At 61.5% G+C, this 16,234-nt stretch carries 15 protein-coding genes; 11 read left to right on the plus strand and 4 right to left on the minus strand.

The features are described from left to right. The first annotated feature begins 21 nt into the window (after positions 1-21). From FY528_RS06270 to FY528_RS06280, 3 genes are all read left to right on the plus strand, one after another. The gene (locus FY528_RS06270; RefSeq protein WP_149070130.1) at positions 22-1,359 is read left to right on the plus strand and encodes a proton-conducting transporter transmembrane domain-containing protein; all 1,338 of its coding nucleotides are present in this window, start codon (positions 22-24) and stop codon (positions 1,357-1,359) included. Positions 1,360-1,376: 17 nt separating this feature from the next. Then, positions 1,377-3,620, plus strand: coding sequence for a DUF2309 domain-containing protein (locus FY528_RS06275; protein WP_149070131.1), 2,244 nt, complete (start codon positions 1,377-1,379; stop codon positions 3,618-3,620). Positions 3,621-3,792: 172 nt separating this feature from the next. Continuing rightward, positions 3,793-5,289: a choice-of-anchor Z repeating domain-containing protein gene (locus FY528_RS06280; protein ID WP_262383930.1), complete on the plus strand. Its 1,497-nt coding sequence runs from the start codon at positions 3,793-3,795 to the stop codon at positions 5,287-5,289. A gap of 100 nt (positions 5,290-5,389) precedes the next feature. Here FY528_RS06280 and FY528_RS06285 read toward each other — a convergent pair whose 3' ends face one another. The 3 genes from FY528_RS06285 to FY528_RS06295 form a co-directional block, all read right to left on the minus strand. Next, positions 5,390-5,797: an alpha/beta fold hydrolase gene (locus tag FY528_RS06285; protein WP_149070133.1), complete on the minus strand. Its 408-nt coding sequence runs from the start codon at positions 5,795-5,797 to the stop codon at positions 5,390-5,392. Between the two features lie 323 nt (positions 5,798-6,120). Then, complete coding sequence (locus FY528_RS06290) at positions 6,121-6,747, minus strand: DUF6134 family protein (RefSeq protein WP_262383925.1); 627 nt, start codon at positions 6,745-6,747, stop codon at positions 6,121-6,123. Between the two features lie 244 nt (positions 6,748-6,991). Continuing rightward, complete coding sequence (locus FY528_RS06295; RefSeq protein ID WP_149070134.1) at positions 6,992-7,774, minus strand: DUF547 domain-containing protein; 783 nt, start codon at positions 7,772-7,774, stop codon at positions 6,992-6,994. 108 nt (positions 7,775-7,882) lie between these two features. On the opposite strand from FY528_RS06295, the gene FY528_RS06300 reads away from it, so the two are divergent. The 6 genes from FY528_RS06300 to arsS all read left to right on the plus strand — a co-directional run bounded on the left by FY528_RS06300 (position 7,883) and on the right by arsS (position 13,161). Beyond that, a complete protein-coding gene (locus FY528_RS06300; protein ID WP_149070135.1) occupies positions 7,883-8,974 on the plus strand; it encodes a BamA/TamA family outer membrane protein in 1,092 nt (363 codons plus the stop codon). Between the two features lie 45 nt (positions 8,975-9,019). Then, positions 9,020-9,712 (plus strand): TIGR04283 family arsenosugar biosynthesis glycosyltransferase, encoded by a 693-nt coding sequence (locus FY528_RS06305; protein ID WP_149070136.1) that lies wholly within the window; start codon positions 9,020-9,022, stop codon positions 9,710-9,712. After that, positions 9,712-10,713 carry an NAD-dependent epimerase/dehydratase family protein gene (locus tag FY528_RS06310; protein WP_308418670.1) on the plus strand — a complete coding sequence of 334 codons (1,002 nt, stop codon included), beginning with the start codon at positions 9,712-9,714 and terminating at the stop codon, positions 10,711-10,713. Before FY528_RS06305 ends, FY528_RS06310 begins: the two co-directional genes overlap by 1 nt. Further along, positions 10,706-11,590: an SDR family oxidoreductase gene (locus FY528_RS06315; RefSeq protein ID WP_149070137.1), complete on the plus strand. Its 885-nt coding sequence runs from the start codon at positions 10,706-10,708 to the stop codon at positions 11,588-11,590. The genes FY528_RS06310 and FY528_RS06315 overlap by 8 nt, the downstream gene beginning before the upstream one ends. Positions 11,591-11,654: 64 nt before the next feature. Beyond that, positions 11,655-11,993 carry an arsenosugar biosynthesis-associated peroxidase-like protein gene (locus tag FY528_RS06320; protein ID WP_149070138.1) on the plus strand — a complete coding sequence of 113 codons (339 nt, stop codon included), beginning with the start codon at positions 11,655-11,657 and terminating at the stop codon, positions 11,991-11,993. Between the two features lie 121 nt (positions 11,994-12,114). Next, on the plus strand, positions 12,115-13,161 hold the full coding sequence (gene arsS, locus FY528_RS06325; RefSeq protein ID WP_149070139.1) for an arsenosugar biosynthesis radical SAM (seleno)protein ArsS: 1,047 nt from the start codon (positions 12,115-12,117) through the stop codon (positions 13,159-13,161). Between the two features lie 296 nt (positions 13,162-13,457). Here the strand turns inward: arsS and FY528_RS06330 are convergent, their stop codons facing one another. Next, a complete protein-coding gene (locus tag FY528_RS06330; RefSeq protein ID WP_187632028.1) occupies positions 13,458-13,913 on the minus strand; it encodes a T9SS type A sorting domain-containing protein in 456 nt (151 codons plus the stop codon). A 1,042-nt stretch (positions 13,914-14,955) separates the two neighbouring features. Between FY528_RS06330 and FY528_RS06335 the strand changes: the two genes are divergently transcribed. Further along, positions 14,956-15,348: a hypothetical protein gene (locus tag FY528_RS06335; protein WP_149070141.1), complete on the plus strand. Its 393-nt coding sequence runs from the start codon at positions 14,956-14,958 to the stop codon at positions 15,346-15,348. Positions 15,349-15,459: 111 nt separating this feature from the next. Continuing rightward, positions 15,460-16,206: a LytR/AlgR family response regulator transcription factor gene (locus tag FY528_RS06340; RefSeq protein WP_149070142.1), complete on the plus strand. Its 747-nt coding sequence runs from the start codon at positions 15,460-15,462 to the stop codon at positions 16,204-16,206. Positions 16,207-16,234 lie beyond the last annotated feature (28 nt).

Raw genomic sequence — 16,234 nt, forward strand, 5'->3', positions numbered from 1 at the left:
TAACTTATAACCGGATTTGGCATGACAACTTTTGTACTCAGTAGCCTTTTTCATGTGGATCGGCTGTCCCTGACCATGATGGGGCTGGTTGCTTTCATCGGGGTATGCGTGGGCAGCTTTGCGTATCGGTATCTGAAAGGAGATAGTCACTACCAATCGTTTTTTATCTGGCTCGCGTTGCTCATTAGCTCGGTCATGCTGCTGGTTAGCGCTGATCATCTGCTGCTCCTGCTGGTGGCTTGGTGCGTGAGCAACGGGCTGCTGGTTCGGTTAATAATGTACAAAACCAGTTGGCGAGCCGCCAAAGCTGCCGGGCTGCTGGCGACCAAAAACTTCGGCGTGGGTGCTGTAGGTGTGGCCGCCGCTTTCGGGCTGTTTTATGCCACAACGGGCCAAACCAGTATCCAGGCGGTGATTCAACAGCCAACGCTTTCCCCGGCCCTGCTGCTGGCGTTGGTTTTGTTGCTGATCGGGGCCATGACCCAGTCGGCCATTTGGCCCTTCCACCGGTGGTTGCTTAGCTCGCTGAATTCGCCGACGCCGGTTTCGGCGATTATGCACGCGGGGCTCATCAACGGCGGGGGCTTCTTACTGGCCCGATTTGCGCCTCTTTATTTGCAAAGCCCCGTCTTACTGACGGCAATCGTCGTTATTGGCTTCTGTGCTGCTTTGCTGGGGACCTTATGGAAACTCCTGCAGCCTGATGTGAAGCGCATGCTGGCCTGTTCGACCATGGGCCAGATGGGGTTCATGTTTGTGCAGTGTGGCCTGGGCCTGTTCCCGGCGGCGGTGGCGCATCTGGTCTGGCATGGCATGTTCAAAGCCTATCTGTTTCTCTCCAGCGGCAGTGCCGCGAAAGAAAAACGCGTCGACCAGGCCTATCCGCCCACCCCTCTGGCCTTTATGGCGGCCCTGGTGTGCGGGCTGGCCGGCAGTTTCAGCTTCGCCGTTTCCAGTGGTAAAGTCTGGTTAGCCGGCGATACCACCTTCGTGCTGGTTGTCGTGGCTTTTCTCACCGCCAGCCAATTCGCCCTGCCCATCCTCCAGGCCAACCCGCTGCGCATGTTGCCGGGGACCCTGGTTGGTACCGGCCTGTTCGGTTTGGTATACGGGGGCAGCGTCCAACTCATCAGCTGGTTTATGGCACCGATGGAACTGATGCAGCCCCAAGCGCTCAATGGCTTTCATGTGGCTGGCCTGCTGACCCTGACGCTGGCTTGGCTGTCCCGGCTGTTCCTCAGAAAAGAGAAGAAAGAAGCTCCGGACTGGATGCTGAAAGGCTATGTGACGGCGCTCAACGCGAGTCAGCCGCACCCTGACACCGTCACGACCCACCGTAACCACTATCAGTACCAATAAGGACACCATCAGCCACCATGGAAACAGCCGTTAAGAGCGTTAAGACCAAGTCCTTTCGTAAACACATACTCCAGGCAGAACAGGGGGATAGTACCCGCTTAGCCGAGCAGGTAGCGCGTAGTTTCAACACCATAGCGCCCTTCTGGCCCCTAAAAAACCTGATTGCCGTCAATCCCCTTCAGGGCTTGGAAGACCTGCCGGTGGAGGAAGCCTTACCGCTGGGAAGCGCTTATTTTCAGCAGGCTGCGCTACCAGTGCCGATGGAGGCCGTCAACCGGCAAACCATTAAATGGCTCCAGGTATATTTTGACGACGGCCAGGCCACCCTGCCCATGCCGCTGCGCTATGAGGGGTTATATGCCGCCTGGCGGCAGCTGGCCGTTCACGACGCCTGCCTGCATAACCATGATGAGCAAAAAAAGGCCTGGCTGACCAGCCTGCCCGAAAACCCTCATCAGGCTATCCAGAACTGCCTGCTTCAGCTGGGCATTGCCCGTACCGAACACCAGGCGTTTCTAACCCTCCTGCTGACCACCCTGCCGGGCTGGGCCTCCTACATCCGGTACCGCACCAACTGGGCGGGACTGGACGCCCAGCATCCGCATCCGGTAACCCAGACTGACTATCTGGCCGTCCGGTTGATCATCACCTGGTTGCTATGGCCGGAAGCAGGCGCGTTGGTAGCCTGGCATCAGCAGGTGCTGGAACGGGTTCAGTCGAAACCAGCCGTACTGGAGCAAATTCAGCAGGCCGAACGTACGTACCGCTTGCCTTTACTGGCGCAACTGGCCGCCCAGTCTCTACATCCGCCACGCGTCCCCAAGGCCCAGTTGGTCTTTTGTATCGATGTCCGTTCCGAGGCCTTTCGGCGGGCCCTGGAGGCAACGGGTGATTACCAGACCCTGGGTTTCGCCGGCTTTTTCGGGGTGCCGGTGCAGATCACCGATACGGTGACGGGCGAATCGTATGCGTCCTGTCCGGTGCTGCTCTCGCCCCAACACATTGTCAAGGAAGCGCCCGGCTGTGGCCAGGCCGAGCAGGAGCAGGACCGCCGGGGGTACGTTCGGCTCACGAAACTCAACCAGCTTTACCAATCCCTGAAATACACCTTTACGACGCCTTTTGCGCTGGTTGAAAGTCTGGGAATAGCCACCGGTACGTGGATGGGACTGCGCAGTCTGGCCCCCGGTATGGCGTCTAAGCTCAAGAGCAGCGCCGTTCAGGCAATTCGGAAACCGATAGCGAGGGAGTCGTCACTGGATACCCTTTCGCTGGCAGACCAGTGTGTGTATGCCGAAGGGGCCTTGCGGTTGATGGGACTTACCCATCATTTTGCGCCGCTGGTCGTATTCTGCGGGCACGGCAGCACAACCCAGAATAATGCCTACGCAACGGCGCTTGACTGCGGGGCCTGTGGAGGACGACATGGTGCGCCCAACGCCGGGATCCTGGCAGGAATCCTGAATACACCTGCCGTCAGAACGCACCTCCGCCAAACAGGGATTTCGATTCCTGACACCACCCGGTTTATTGCGGCCGAGCATAACACGACCACCGACGAAGTCAGCCTCTATGGCCATACCCCGTCTGAGGCGCTCGACACGCTAACGCAGGATCTGGCCAAAGCACGGCAGGCCAATAGCCTGGAGCGGCTTGGCCAGATGCAACAAACGGCTCGTCCGGGCGAGGAGACGCAGCAAACCTGGCTACGTTCGCAGGACTGGGCGCAGGTTCGTCCGGAATGGGGGCTGGCGCGCAATGCGGCCTTTATTGTCGGTCCGCGTGACCTGACGGCGAGCCTGAATCTGGAAGGACGCTCGTTTCTGCACTCCTACGACTATACCCAGGACCCAACGGGCAGCGCCCTCACCACCATCCTCACGGCGCCCATGGTAGTAGCCGAGTGGATTAATACGCAATACCTGTTTTCGACGCTGGATAATGTGGCCTTTGGCGGGGGAAGCAAAATAACCCAGAACATCACCGGCAAAATCGGCATCATGCAGGGCAATGCCAGCGACCTGATGACCGGCCTGCCGCTACAATCTGTGTATGCCACTGACCGCCTGGCCTATCATCAGGCCCAACGCCTGATGACGGTCGTCTACGCCCCCCGCCCGGTGCTGGATGCCATTATCAGCACCCAGCCGGTGCTACAAAAACTGTTTGGGAATGGATGGGTGCAACTGGCATGCCTTGACCCGGAAACGCATCAACCGTATCTGCTAACCCGTGACCTGGCATGGCAGACAGCCCAGTAAAACGCCCGTCCGTCTACCACGGAAGCCATATACTGCACTTGTAGTAGTTGACTCGGATGGTTTTCAGGCGCCTTTGGGAAGAAACCGGGAAGTACTGACAAGGTAAAGCGAGCATTAAAAAGGGTGGCGCTGTCGGGCGTAAGCCCTTATCGGTCTGTCAACGCTAGGTATACTGGCAGCCAATTTCAACGATAATGCCGTGAGCTTACTGCTCAACGACGGCATGGGTAACTTTGTCTTCAACGCGGCGGTTTCCGTAGTTACCAGCCACTTAAGCGTGGCGCTGGGCGACGCGGACGGCGACGGCGACCTGGATTTTGTGACGGTTAACAATGGTAACAGCACAGTGAGTATGCGGCTGAACCAACCGGCGCCCGTTGTGCCCGTCATCAGCGCCGTGAGCCCGGCGGCCGAGCTGCCCGGTATGCCCGTCGTGCTCACCGGCACAAACTTCGCGGCGGGCAGCACCGTGAGCTTCGGTGGCGTGCCGGCGGCCAGCGTCACGTTCACCTCAGCCACCAGCCTTACAGCCGTGGTGCCGTCCGGTGTGCCCGCCGGTGCCGCCAACGTGACCGTGACCACGGCTGGGACTACCAGCAGCCCCCGTGCCTTCACGGCACTGCAAGTGTACAACGAGACGGCCGCCTGCTTGGCCTCGGCTAGCTACCTGACTACCGGAGACGGGCAGTGGCACTACCTGCTAAGCACGGGCGGAGACGTGCTGGCCGCCTTGCAAGACACACGCGCCGGGCTGGGTACAGTTACAGTCAGCCTGCAGGCCACTGGCCCGGCCGGGCCGGTGCGCCAGGACGGGCGGGGCAACAAGTACCTTGATCGAAACTTCCGCCTCACGGCCACTACCCCAGCCTTTCCCGGCAGCAGCGTGAACGTACGCTTCTACGGCCTGACCGCCGAATTTGACCGCTTGCAAACCGCCGACGCTGGCCTGAGCTACGCCAGCCGGAAAGCCACCCAGTACAACGGCCCGAACGAGGACTGCGAGCTGGGTAACAACAGCCCCACCGGCGAGTATCGGGTGCTGGCGCTGGCTGCCAGCACGCCAGGCGGCGGAGTACCGTGGTTCGTGGCCCAGGCCGCCGTGGCCGACCATTTCTCCGAGTTCTACCTGACGGGCAGCAGCACTCCGCTGCCTGTGGAGCTCGTCGCCTTCACGGCCCAAGCCCAGGGCCCGGCTGTGGCCCTGGCCTGGCGCACGGCCTCCGAGAAAAACAGCGCCCACTTCGAGCTGGAGCGCAGCCCGGACGGCACAGCTTTCGCGCATATCGGGACGGTAGCCGCCCAGGGTACCACCAGCCACCCTACCGGCTACGCCTACCTCGACGCCGCTCCGCCCTTCACCCAGTCAGCCACGCTCTACTACCGCCTGAAGCAGGTGGACCAGGATGGCACCTCCAGCTACTCACCGGTGCGCCTGGCAAACCTTCCGCCTTTTCTTACTTCCTCACTTACCATTTTCCCCAACCCGACGGCCGGTGCGGCCGTGCTCAAGGGCGCCGCGCCCGGCGCAATGGTGACGGTGTTCAACCCGCTGGGCCGGCTGGTGCTGACCGCCACGGCCGACGCGGCAGGGACGGCCCACCTGACGCTGCCGGCGGGCATGTACGTGGTGCGCAGCGGCGGGCAAGCCCGCCGTCTGGCAGTGGAGTAGTGTGGAGCGGGAGCGGCCAAAACAACGCATGGTTTGCTGCCTTCTGCCTCACGCCCTGGGCGCCGCCGACCATAACGTCTTATTCCAGCTTTCGCACCTTCTACGTCACTTTCGATGCACACCTTGTTCCCACGGCTCCTGCTCGGCTGGCCAGCCATTGCAGCACCAGGGTCGCGTCCTCGCGCCAGGTAGGCTGGCCCAGCAGGGCATGGTTGCGGCCAGGAAGTTCGTAGTAGGTCCGGATGGAGCCAGCGTACCGGTAGCCCCCGAAGTTGGCCCGGTTGAGTACGGCGGGCATCGGGCGGTCGGCGCCGCCGGCCAGAAACAATAGCGGGGCGTGGGGCCGGTGAAAATGGACGCGGGCCCGCCGGCTCAGCGTGTCCCGAATTACCTGCTTGGATTCCGGGGCCAGCAGGTGCTCGTAGGTGCGCTGCTGGTCGGCCAGCGGCAGGCCGTTGGCGATGTACTGCTGCCATTGGGTGAAGCTGGGCAGGTAGGTCGTCTTCAAGGAGGAAAACAGCCCGAGCATGGACAGCCCGGCTCGCACCATGGGCCAGCTCCACGCCACGCCGCACACGTGCCCCTAAGTTCGCCCACCGCCGCCATCACCGCGTCGCTGCTGCGCTGACCCGGCTTATGGGCCCTCATTTAGTACGGCAGTTCCGATTTCTGAGCGTCAATCACAATGCCCAAATTCACGAAGAACTGAAGCCGTGATAACGGGGGCTACCGCAATCTGCCAGGTACGACACTTAAAAATCGATATGGAAAGATTGGGTATGCTTCCTACAAGATACCACCCGCAGAGGCGTCGCCAGCATGCTTCCCCGCTTAGGGTAGCTGCCGGATAATGAAGTTCTTCAGCGGGTTCTTCTTGATGATGGTCACCAACTTTCCGTTGGCGTACTGGTACTCATCCTCGCGGCCGTCGCGCCGGGCGCGGTACTGGGCGCTGCGCGCGGGCTGCAGGCGGAAATAGTCGCCGAAGTATTCAGTGAAGGCCCGGCGCTGTTCCCGTGGCTCGCCAAAGAACATATCCGTCACCGTGTAGGTGATAGGCTCCGTTTGGGTGGCCCGGTATTGGTGCTTGTACTGATTAGCCTCGATATCGTAATGGTCGCCCTTCCACTCAGTGCGCGAGGCAAAGTCGCCCTGGTTGGTGTGGGCTTCCACCGTCGAAAGCAGCAGCTGCCCGGCACGGACGCGGTTGATAACCTTGTAGTACACCTTCAGGCGGTAGACCAGGAAGTTGACCTGTACGTCGCTGACCAGGGTGTAGCGCATTTCGTCGGCGCCCAGGAGCTGGCGGGTGGCTGTCATCGTGCCCACGCGCAGCCCGGCCACTTCGATGCTGTAGCGGTGCTGCTCGGTGCCGGCCGGACTTTGGGCCCAAGCGGGTAGGGTGGCGGCCAGGCTGCTGCCGAGCAGCCCCAGCTTTAGCATCGCAGTTACAGGCATGGGCGGAAACAAAACGCCCGGCCGGTAAATTGACCAGGCGGGGGGCAGCTGGCGCTGAGCAGCGGCCGTCCCCATGATGATGGTAAGTGGAAGGCAAAACGAAACTATCGTTGCGGCCCGGGGCTACCAAGGGAACGGCGGTTTCGGGGCGCATACGGCCAGCGGCTTATTTCGCAGTAGCCCGTGGCGTTGGCGGGGGAATTGGCAACTCCTCCGGGGCAGGCCGGGACGTGATGCGCTGCGCCTACTGCTCGTTGAGGTTCCAGTTGTAGCCGAGGTAGCTGATGTTGGCGTTGTCGCCGAGCTTGGTGGTCGAATACTTGTTCACCCACTTGGTCACCGACTGCCCGTTCAGGTTCCAGTCGCCCTTGTACCAGTCGAAGTACTTCGAGAGCTGCGCGCTTTCCTTGCCCACCTTGTTCTTGCTTGGGTTGTTCAGGAAGTCACGGCCCTGGTCGTCGAGCTGCCGGTCAAGTTTGTCGGCCGTGTAAGCTTCGGGGCGCAGGCGCGGGCAGGAAATTGAGGCGCACACCAGCGCGAAGTGGATGCGCGGGTCGTCGTACTTCTTGCGCAGCGTGCCGTGCTCGATGTCGTCGAGGCTCATCTTCTTGCCACCGATGCGAAAAAACTCGGCCGCCCAGGGCGTGGTTACGAAGGGAATCTTGATCTTGGAGCCGATGTCCTTGATGCTCTGCACCGGGTAGTGGTTCAGAATCAGCTTGATGGTATAGGCGTTGTAGGCGTTGATCCAGTAAGCCATCTGCTCGGGCTTGCTCCAACCGGTCGCCGGCGGGTTCTTGCTCAGCTGGTCGAGGTACTGGTTCAGCTCCTGCTGGTCGTTCTTCCAGGCTTTGTAGTTGACGAGGCCCTTGTCGTTGACGTATTTCTTCAGCAGCCGGTCGTAGGTCGCGTGGTCAATAGGGGCCGCGGTGGTAGTTCGCTCTGGGCCCGGCTTGGGCGCCACGAAGGCCGTTAGCGCCGCGCCCACGGCGCCGGCCAGCAATACGGTTAGAATGATTCGGCGCATAAGCAGTACAGTTGAGCCCCTATATACGGCAAATAGCCGCCTATAAGATTGCCAGGCGGGCAATCTTATTGCCCCCCGGCTTTCGTATGGAATAGAAATCTTCACCGCATGCTGCTCCTTGCCCTGTTCGGCCTTTCCGGCGCCGGCCCTTCCCCCGACAGCTTGCCCAAGCGCGTATCGGTGTTTCCGCTGCCGGTGGTGTACTACACGCCCGAGACGCGGCTGGCCTTCGGGGCGGCGGCCACGGCTACCCTGCGCTTCCGCCGCGACACCGGCGACACCACGGCCCGCCCCTCGCAGCTCACCTTCGGCGTGGCCTACACCCAGAACCGGCAGCTCCTCGTGTATCTGCCCTTCCAGGTGTTCTACGACCACAACCGCTACTACGCCTACGGCGAGGCCGGCTACTACCGCTACACCTACTACTTCTTCGGGGTGGGCGAGCGGGCGGTGCCCAGGGAGCTGTACGGCGTCAACTTTCCCCGCATCCGCATGAATGCATTTCGCCGCATCGTGCCCGGCTGGCGGAATGGCAAGCTGTACGCCGGCCTGCGCTACCAGTACGAGGACTACCGCATCACCCGCGTAGTGGCCGATGGGGAGCTGGCCAGCGGCCGGGTGCCCGGCGGCCGGGGCAGCCGACTCACTGGCGGCGGGCTGGGCCTGTTTTTCGACGCCCGCGACCGGGTATTCTTTCCCACCAAGGGCGTGGTGGCCGACCTAGCCTACCTGCACCGCAACCGGGCCACGGGCGCCGGGGCCGCCGGCGAAAACACCCGCTTCAGCCGCCTTTCCGCCGACGTGTCGTCGTACCACCGCCTCGCGCCGCGCACCGTGTTGGCGCTGAATTACTTCGTCAGCTACACCGCTGGCACCGCCCCGTTCAACGCCCTTTCACTGCTGGGCGGCACCCGGCGCCTGCGCGGCTACTACGAGGGCCGCTACCGCGACCAGAATGCGGCTGTGCTGCAATCGGAGCTGCGGCTGCCGGTGTACCGGCGGCTGGGGGCGGTGGTGTTCGGCGGGGTGGGCGCGCTGGGCGACGAGCGGCAGCTGCTGCGCCTGAACGCCCCCAAGGCCGCCTACGGCGCCGGCCTGCGCTTCACCGTAAACCGCCGGGACCACCTGAACCTGCGGGTGGACTACGGCCTGGGGCGCCACTCCAGCGGCCTGTATATTACCATCGGCGAAGCTTTTTAACCATCTTCCCGCTCCTAACCTGTTCCTCTGCCCGCCGTCCCCGCTATGAATATCAGCGTCATCATTCCTACTTATAACGAAGTCGATAACATCGGCCGGCTGGTGCAGGAGCTGCGCCGCCACGACCCGGGCCACGACGTGGAAATTATTGTCGTCGACGCCGGCAGCCCCGACGGCACGGCCGAGGCCGCCCGCCGCGCCGGGGCCACGGTGCTGCTGGCGCCGAAGCCCGGCCGCGCCTCCCAGATGAACCACGGCGCCCGGCACGCCGCCGGCGAGCTGCTGTACTTCGTGCACGCCGACGTGCGGGTGCATCCGGGCTACGTCACCACTATCCGGAGGGCCGTGCGCGACGGGTACCCGGCCGGCTGCTACCGCTTCCGCTTCGATTCGCGGCACCCGCTGCTGCGCATCAACAGCTACGGCACCCGCTTCCAGGGTCTGATGAGCCGTGGCGGCGACCAGACCATGTTTATCACCCGCGCGCTGTTCGAGCAGCTCGGCGGCTTCGATGAGCACTACTGCATCATGGAGGATTTCGACATGATCCGGCGCATCCGGCAGGTCGCCGCGTTTCTGGTGGTGCCCCAGGACGTGGTGGTGTCGGCCCGCAAGTACGAAACCAACGGCTGGCTGCGGGTACAGCTGGCCAATCTGACGGCCTTTTCCATGTTCTTTTTGAAGATGCCGCCGCCGCGCATTGCCCGCACCTACAAGGCCCTGCTCAACTACCGCTGATGATGACACGGCGCGTACTCGTCACCGGTGCCGGCGGCTTTCTGGGCCGCCACCTCGTGCAGCAGCTCCTGCACCAGGGCTACGCCGTGCGCGCCCTGCTGCGCCGCCCGCTGACCGGGGCCGTGGGGGAGCCGGAGTTTCCCACCGAAGTCGAGTGCGTGCTGGGTGACATCTGCCGGCCCGCCACCGTGGCCGGCGCCGCCGAGGGCTGCTGGGGCATCATCCACGCGGCCGCACTGGCGCAGGTGAACCCGGCGCGCAACCCGGCGGTGTGGGCCGTGAACCACGGCGGCACCGAAACGGTGCTGCAGCTGGCCCGGCAGGCCGAGGTGCAGCGCTTCGTGTACGTGGGCACAGCCAACGTCTTCGGCTTCGGCACCCTGGCCCGCCCCGGCGACGAAACCCGCCCCTTCGCCGGCCAGCGCTACGGCCTCGACTACATGGACAGCAAGCGGGCCGCCGCCGAGCTGGTGACGCGGGCCGTGCGCGAGTGGCAGCTGCCGGCGGTGCTGGTGCACCCTACCTTCATGCTCGGCCCCGGCGACGCCAAGCCCACCTCCAACGCCCTGCTGCTGGAGCTGCTGCGCGGCCGGGTGCCGGGCTACCCAGCCGGCGGCAAAAACTATGTGCACGTGCAGGATGTGGCCGTGGCCGCCGTCAACGCCCTGACGCAGGGCCGCGTGGGCGAATCCTACGTGCTGGGCCACCAGAACCTGAGCTACCGCGCCGCCTTCCGGCTGATAGCCGAGGTGCTGGGCGTGCCCGCGCCGCGCTGGCCCATCCCGACGCCCCTGGCCCGGCTCTACGGCGCCGCCAGTCAGCTCAAGGCCCAGCTCATGGGGCGGCCGGGCCGGTTGAACCCGAGCATGGTCGCCGTGGCGGCCGACGGCCACTACTTCGACGCAGCCAAGGCGCGGGCCGAGCTGAATTTGCCCCAAACGCCCATTGCGCAGGCCGTAGCCGAGGCCCACGACTGGTTTAAAGCCCACCGCTATGTCTAAGCCGACGCCATCTTCCATCCCCGGCCGCGCCCCCGTGCTGGGCACCGCGCCGCCGCCGGCCCGGCCCGGCGCATTCAGCGGGCAGGTCGCCATCGTGACGGGCTCCGAATCGGGCATTGGGCGGGAAACGGCGCGGCAGCTGTGCCAGCAGGGCGCGGCGGTGGTGCTCAACGGGCGCAACCCCGAGCGGCTGCGGCAAACCTGCGAGGCCTTCGAGGCGGCGGGCTACGCCGTGGTCAGCTGCCTGGCCGACGTGACCGACTACCCCAGCTGCCAGCGCCTGGTGGCAACGGCCGTGCAGGCGTTCGGGCGGCTCGACATCCTCGTCGCCAACGCCTGCATCTCGCAGCGGGCTTACTTCGTGGACATGCAGCCCGAGGTGTTCCGGCAGGTGCTCGACAGCAACGTGTACGGCGCGGTGTACCCGCTCATGGCCGCCCTGCCGCAGCTGACCCAGGCGCGGGGCAGCGTCACGTTTATTTCCTCGATTTCGGCGCTGAACGGCATGCCCAGCGGCTCGGCCTACTGCGCCGGCAAGGCGGCCCTCAGCAACCTGGCCCACACCCTGCGGCTGGAGTTGGCCAGCACCGGCATTCACCTGGGCGTGGTCCACATCGGCTTCACCCAGAACGACCCCGACAAGCGTGTGCTCGACGCCGGCGGGCAACCCGTGCCCATTGCCTACCGCCCGCCGCGCTGGCAAAAGTCGCAGACCGAGGTGGCCGGCATCATCCTCGGCCACATCCGCCGCCGCCGGCAGCGCACCGTTATTTCGGCCCTGGGCTGGCTGATTCTGCTGGTGCACACGTATTTCCCCCGGCTCGGCGACTGGTTTGTGCGCACCAGCTTTCGCCGCTTCCGCCACTGGTACGAGTGACAATCTGCTTGCTGCGCCTTCTCGTACTTACTGTGCCCCCGCTTTACTCCCCATTTACATTCCCATGGAAAAATCTACTTACTACAACCCGGCCGACCTGGCCAAATTCGGCAACATCACCGAGTGGCAGTCCGAAATGGGCCGCAAGTTCTTCGACTACTACGGCGAGGTGTTCAAGGAAGGCGCCCTGTCGGAGCGCGAAAAGGCGCTGATTGCCCTGGCCGTGGCCCACGCCGTGCAGTGCCCCTACTGCATCGACGCCTACACTGTGGACTCCATGCAGAGAGGCGCCGATGAAGCCCAGATGATGGAAGCCGTGCACGTAGCCGCCGCCATCAAGGGCGGTGCCGCCCTGGTGCATAGCGTGCAGATGATGAACAAGGCCAAAGAGCTCAGCATGTAATGTGCCGGTGTGATTAATGTGCTCATGTGCTGGTGAAAACCGTTCGTCTCCTGTTTATGAATGACTCTGGCATAATAGCATTAGCACATCAGCACATTCCAACACATTAGCACAGTAACCGATGAAGTCACTCAAAGCTACGGGCCACCAACTCGCGGAACCCGCGTTTCAGCTTACCGTGCTGCGCCAGGAAGTGGTGGACACGCTGCACCTGCCCGCATTTCACGAGAAGCTGCGGGAGGCCAGCCTGTTTCCGCTGATACCCGTGGCCCCGGCCGTCCTGCAAATCAACGTGGGCAAGATGTGCAACCAGGTGTGCAAGCACTGCCACGTGGACGCCGGCCCCGACCGCAAGGAAATCATGACCCGCGAAACGATGCAGCTCTGCCTCGACGCGCTGGCTCAGACCGACATTCCGACGGTGGACCTGACCGGCGGCGCGCCCGAGATGAACCCGGATTTCCGCTGGTTTGTGGAGCAGATTCATGCCCTGGGCCGGCATATCATCGTGCGCTGCAACCTGACCATTATCGTGGCCAACAAGAAGTACCACGACCTGCCGGAGTTCTTCAAGGCCCACGGCGTGGAAGTGGTCAGCTCGCTGCCCTTCTACACGGCTGCCAAAACTGACAGCCAGCGCGGCGACGGGGTGTTCGAGGACTCCATCCGGGCCCTGAAGATGCTCAACGCCGTGGGCTACGGGCAGGAAGGCTCGGGCCTGGTGCTGAATCTGGTGTACAACCCCGCCGGGGCATTTCTGCCGGGCAGCCAGAAGGGCCTGCAGGAGCAGTTCAAGCGCATGCTCTTCAAGGACCACGGCATCGTGTTCAACAGCCTCTTTGCCATTACCAACATTCCCGTCAGCCGCTACCTCGACTACCTCATCGAGTCGGGCAACTACGCGGGCTACATGGAAAAGCTGGTCAACGCCTTCAACCCCGTGGCCGCCGCCGGCGTGATGTGCCGCAACACCATTTCGGTGAGCTGGGACGGTTTTCTTTACGACTGCGACTTCAACCAGATGCTGGACCTGAAGGTAGCCAGCCCCGTGCGCCACCTCCGCGACTTCGACGCCGCCACCCTGGCCGCCCGTGCCGTGGTAGTCAACCAGCACTGCTACGGCTGCACCGCCGGCAGCGGCTCCAGCTGCGGCGGCACCACAACATAAACTCCTATACTGCAGGGCCGCCGCCTGCCCGGGCGGCAGCAACGGCCAAGCGCGCCTCCCGGTGCTTTTGGCGAAGCGGCGGTTGAGCGCATCAAGCTCGGCCTGGAGCCGACTTCTCTTTTCTGAGGCTGATACGGCTATAAACAGCGGGAGCGGGTTTGTACTGCCAGCTCCAACCCGTCGAGTAGCACGCCCGCCTTGGCTAGGCCCAGTTGGTCAACCCGCTACGCCAGCAAAGCGTGAAGCGGCTCCTGCAGGGCTGTCTGCCGCTTCTCACTCGGGTTGACCGTGCTTGGTTATCGTTGAGGGATAAGCCGCTTGGTAATGCTTGTTGATCCTACCTGCAACCGGTACAGGTAAAGTCCGGCGGGTAAGTTTAGGGCTTGCCATTTTATTTCCTGACGGCCGCGCGCAAAGGTGCCGGCCACGACGGTGGCCACTTCCCGCCCGACCAGATCATGGACGGTCAGCCGCACAGCAGCGGGTTTTATTAGATTAAACGTAAAGGTGGTATTCGCATACACCGGGTTCGGGTAGTTCTGCGCCAGGGATACCTTGTCTGTGGCTAGTTCTGCCCGAGAGGAAAGCGGCTGCGACACCGTCACGCGCCAGGTGCGGGTTTTGGTGAGGTCTGGCAAGATGATAGGAGAGCGTACAAAGGGCGTTTCATCTTTCACCCGTAGCTCCACGGTGTGTTCCCCGGTCCCCAGTTCAGCAGCGGACACCGTCAATTCCTTGTCCCCGGTATTCACCAGGGTGCCATCTACGAACCATTTCCTCGGCCCTATGCCCCTCCGCTACCAGAGTGATGTTCATTCTCCGGTCTAGTGGGCCGATTGTTGGGCTGATGCTTCCAGGAAAACAGATCCGTGGTCTGGCACCCCCGTAGCGCGGTTTAGGGGCGCTGTCGGGTTATTCTCGCTACCTCATGGGGCTGTCCGTGGTTTAGCGTCCTATGTCGAAGGCTCCCCACCAGTATACCTGCATAGCCCAGCAGGCGACCGGGGCCACGGCCGTAGTGCATCCGCTATCTGTGCCTATACTACTTGATCTGAATGAGGGGTAGCCGTAAATCAGGGAATTACTTTCTTGTAGCCGGCCACCACATTGTTTCTATAGTAAATATTAATCCTAATAGATTGACGGCGCTTGTAAACGTAATTAAATTATTAAAATAGTCATATTTTTATACAATAACATTGCCTATACAACTAAGAAAAATCACTTAAATAAATGACACCGGTCATTTATTTAAGTGATTTTTCTGGTAATATTTGTTACACTTGAGTGCAGCAGAATAGGTCAAATGCTTATAAAAAACAGTATTCCTAACGATTAACTGCAATTAGCCTATTCAAGTTAGTTAAGGCATACTCAGTTATGTATTTGCATGTCTCTACATGGTTTTTATTATTTTATTGCAATTTTATTTTAAACAATCAAAAAATGTAAAATATATAATTAAAGCTCGACAATACAAAAAGTGTAAACCTGGTACAAAGTCAGCTTTCACCTGGGTAGTCAACAGTACGCAAACCACTCATTATTGCCCTTTTATCCCCCCATTTTCCCTATGAAACCCACTACTCCTCTTCGATGTATGCACCGGCGAACTGCTCCTCATATACCGCAACGCCTACCTGCACCGCAATGCCGACCCGGCGCACGCTACCGTAACGTGCTGGCACGCAATGAAGACGCAGGAGGGCGAAGTGGCAGAGCCCACCTCGTGGGTGAACAAGTCGCTAACCTTTATCTGGCAGCAACCAACAGTTGCGGCAGCGGATCACTGCCATGATCGGCATTGCGGCCCCGTTCGCCGGCGCTTCTATGGCCGGCACCAGTTTGCCCACTAGCAACGGTATGGTGCCCAAAGGTATGAGCGCAGCGGAGGTGACCGTCATGAAAGATGTCGCCGATATGAGCGCGGCAACGGAATATGCTGATCTGGAGTTAAAAGCCAGCGCAGAAACGGAAAAGGCAACGCTGCAGCCTCGTCCGGCCAAGCATCGCCGTTTCCTGTTTTTTTCTAGCCGCAGCGGGCCGCCCGGCAGTGTAGCCGTAACCGTTGGTCAGCAGACGCACTTTCGCGTCAAAAGCGTCCTGACTGCCTCACCAGTGGTGGGCCAAAGCGCCCGGTGCGCGACCTGCCGGCTCCGCAAGCCGGATATTGAAAGTAAAGGCTAAGGTCGGCTCTAACTGTCTACAGCTGTTTAAGTATGCCTTACCTGACCAGTGAGCAGCAGAAAAAGCGACCTTAACAGTGCCTGCTGCTAGTCGCTAAATATAATTCTATGTATGAGCCCTATTGATGCAAACCCCCTGGCCTGTGTCATCATCGATGATAATGAGATGAACCGGCTGACGCTGGAACGCTCCGTGCAGCGCCACGATCAGCTGAGGCTGGCGGCTTCTTTTTCCGACGCGGTAGAGGCGCTGGCTTATTTCCACGCCGCCGGTCCGGCCGATGTGTTGCTGCTCGACATCGAAATGCCGCACCTCAGCGGCCTGGAACTGGTCAAGCTGCTACCTGATCCCAAGCCAGCCGTTATCCTGGTGACCACGCATGCCAGTTTTGCCGTCGATGCCTTCGAGCTTCGCGTCCTTGATTACTTAGTCAAGCCCGTTGGGTACGGGCGCTTTTGCCAGGCAATTGCCCGGGTAACCGAGCAGCGTACGGCTGCTATTGTGCCGCCGCCTCTTAAATCGGCACCCGCCGATATTTCGTCCAATGGCTCCGACCTATTCGTGAAAACCAGCGGTAAGTTTTTGCGCATCAATTTCGAGGAGGTGTTATTCATTGAGGCGCTGTCTACCTACGTGGTACTGGTGACAGACAAGTGCAAGCACATTGTCGGCGGCACGCTCAAAAACATGGAAGAGCGACTGCCGTTCCGGCATTTTGTGCGTGTGCACCGCTCCTACATCGTCAACATGCACCGCGTGGAAGTAATGGTAGACAATATGCTCAAGCTCGGCGCGCATGAAGTGCCCGTTAGCCGCCCCTACCAGGATGATTTTGTGCAGCGTCTGCAAGCGTTGTAGTCGGCAGTCAGGTAGGAAGAGATGACCA

The organism is Hymenobacter lutimineralis, from assembly GCF_008271285.1.
GTDB classification, from domain to species: Bacteria; Bacteroidota; Bacteroidia; order Cytophagales; family Hymenobacteraceae; genus Hymenobacter; species Hymenobacter lutimineralis.

Excerpts from the sequence above, each read along its gene's own strand:
- FY528_RS06270 (WP_149070130.1), top strand. The coding sequence starts at position 22 with ATGACAACTTTTGTACTCAGTAGCCTTTTTCATGTGGATCGGCTGTCC.
- FY528_RS06275 (WP_149070131.1), top strand. The coding sequence starts at position 1,377 with ATGGAAACAGCCGTTAAGAGCGTTAAGACCAAGTCCTTTCGTAAACAC.
- FY528_RS06290 (WP_262383925.1), bottom strand. The coding sequence starts at position 6,747 with ATGCCTGTAACTGCGATGCTAAAGCTGGGGCTGCTCGGCAGCAGCCTG.
- FY528_RS06295 (WP_149070134.1), bottom strand. The coding sequence starts at position 7,774 with ATGCGCCGAATCATTCTAACCGTATTGCTGGCCGGCGCCGTGGGCGCG.
- FY528_RS06300 (WP_149070135.1), top strand. The coding sequence starts at position 7,883 with ATGCTGCTCCTTGCCCTGTTCGGCCTTTCCGGCGCCGGCCCTTCCCCC.
- FY528_RS06305 (WP_149070136.1), top strand. The coding sequence starts at position 9,020 with ATGAATATCAGCGTCATCATTCCTACTTATAACGAAGTCGATAACATC.
- FY528_RS06310 (WP_308418670.1), top strand. The coding sequence starts at position 9,712 with ATGATGACACGGCGCGTACTCGTCACCGGTGCCGGCGGCTTTCTGGGC.
- FY528_RS06315 (WP_149070137.1), top strand. The coding sequence starts at position 10,706 with ATGTCTAAGCCGACGCCATCTTCCATCCCCGGCCGCGCCCCCGTGCTG.
- FY528_RS06320 (WP_149070138.1), top strand. The coding sequence starts at position 11,655 with ATGGAAAAATCTACTTACTACAACCCGGCCGACCTGGCCAAATTCGGC.
- arsS (WP_149070139.1), top strand. The coding sequence starts at position 12,115 with ATGAAGTCACTCAAAGCTACGGGCCACCAACTCGCGGAACCCGCGTTT.
- FY528_RS06335 (WP_149070141.1), top strand. The coding sequence starts at position 14,956 with ATGATCGGCATTGCGGCCCCGTTCGCCGGCGCTTCTATGGCCGGCACC.
- FY528_RS06340 (WP_149070142.1), top strand. The coding sequence starts at position 15,460 with ATGAGCCCTATTGATGCAAACCCCCTGGCCTGTGTCATCATCGATGAT.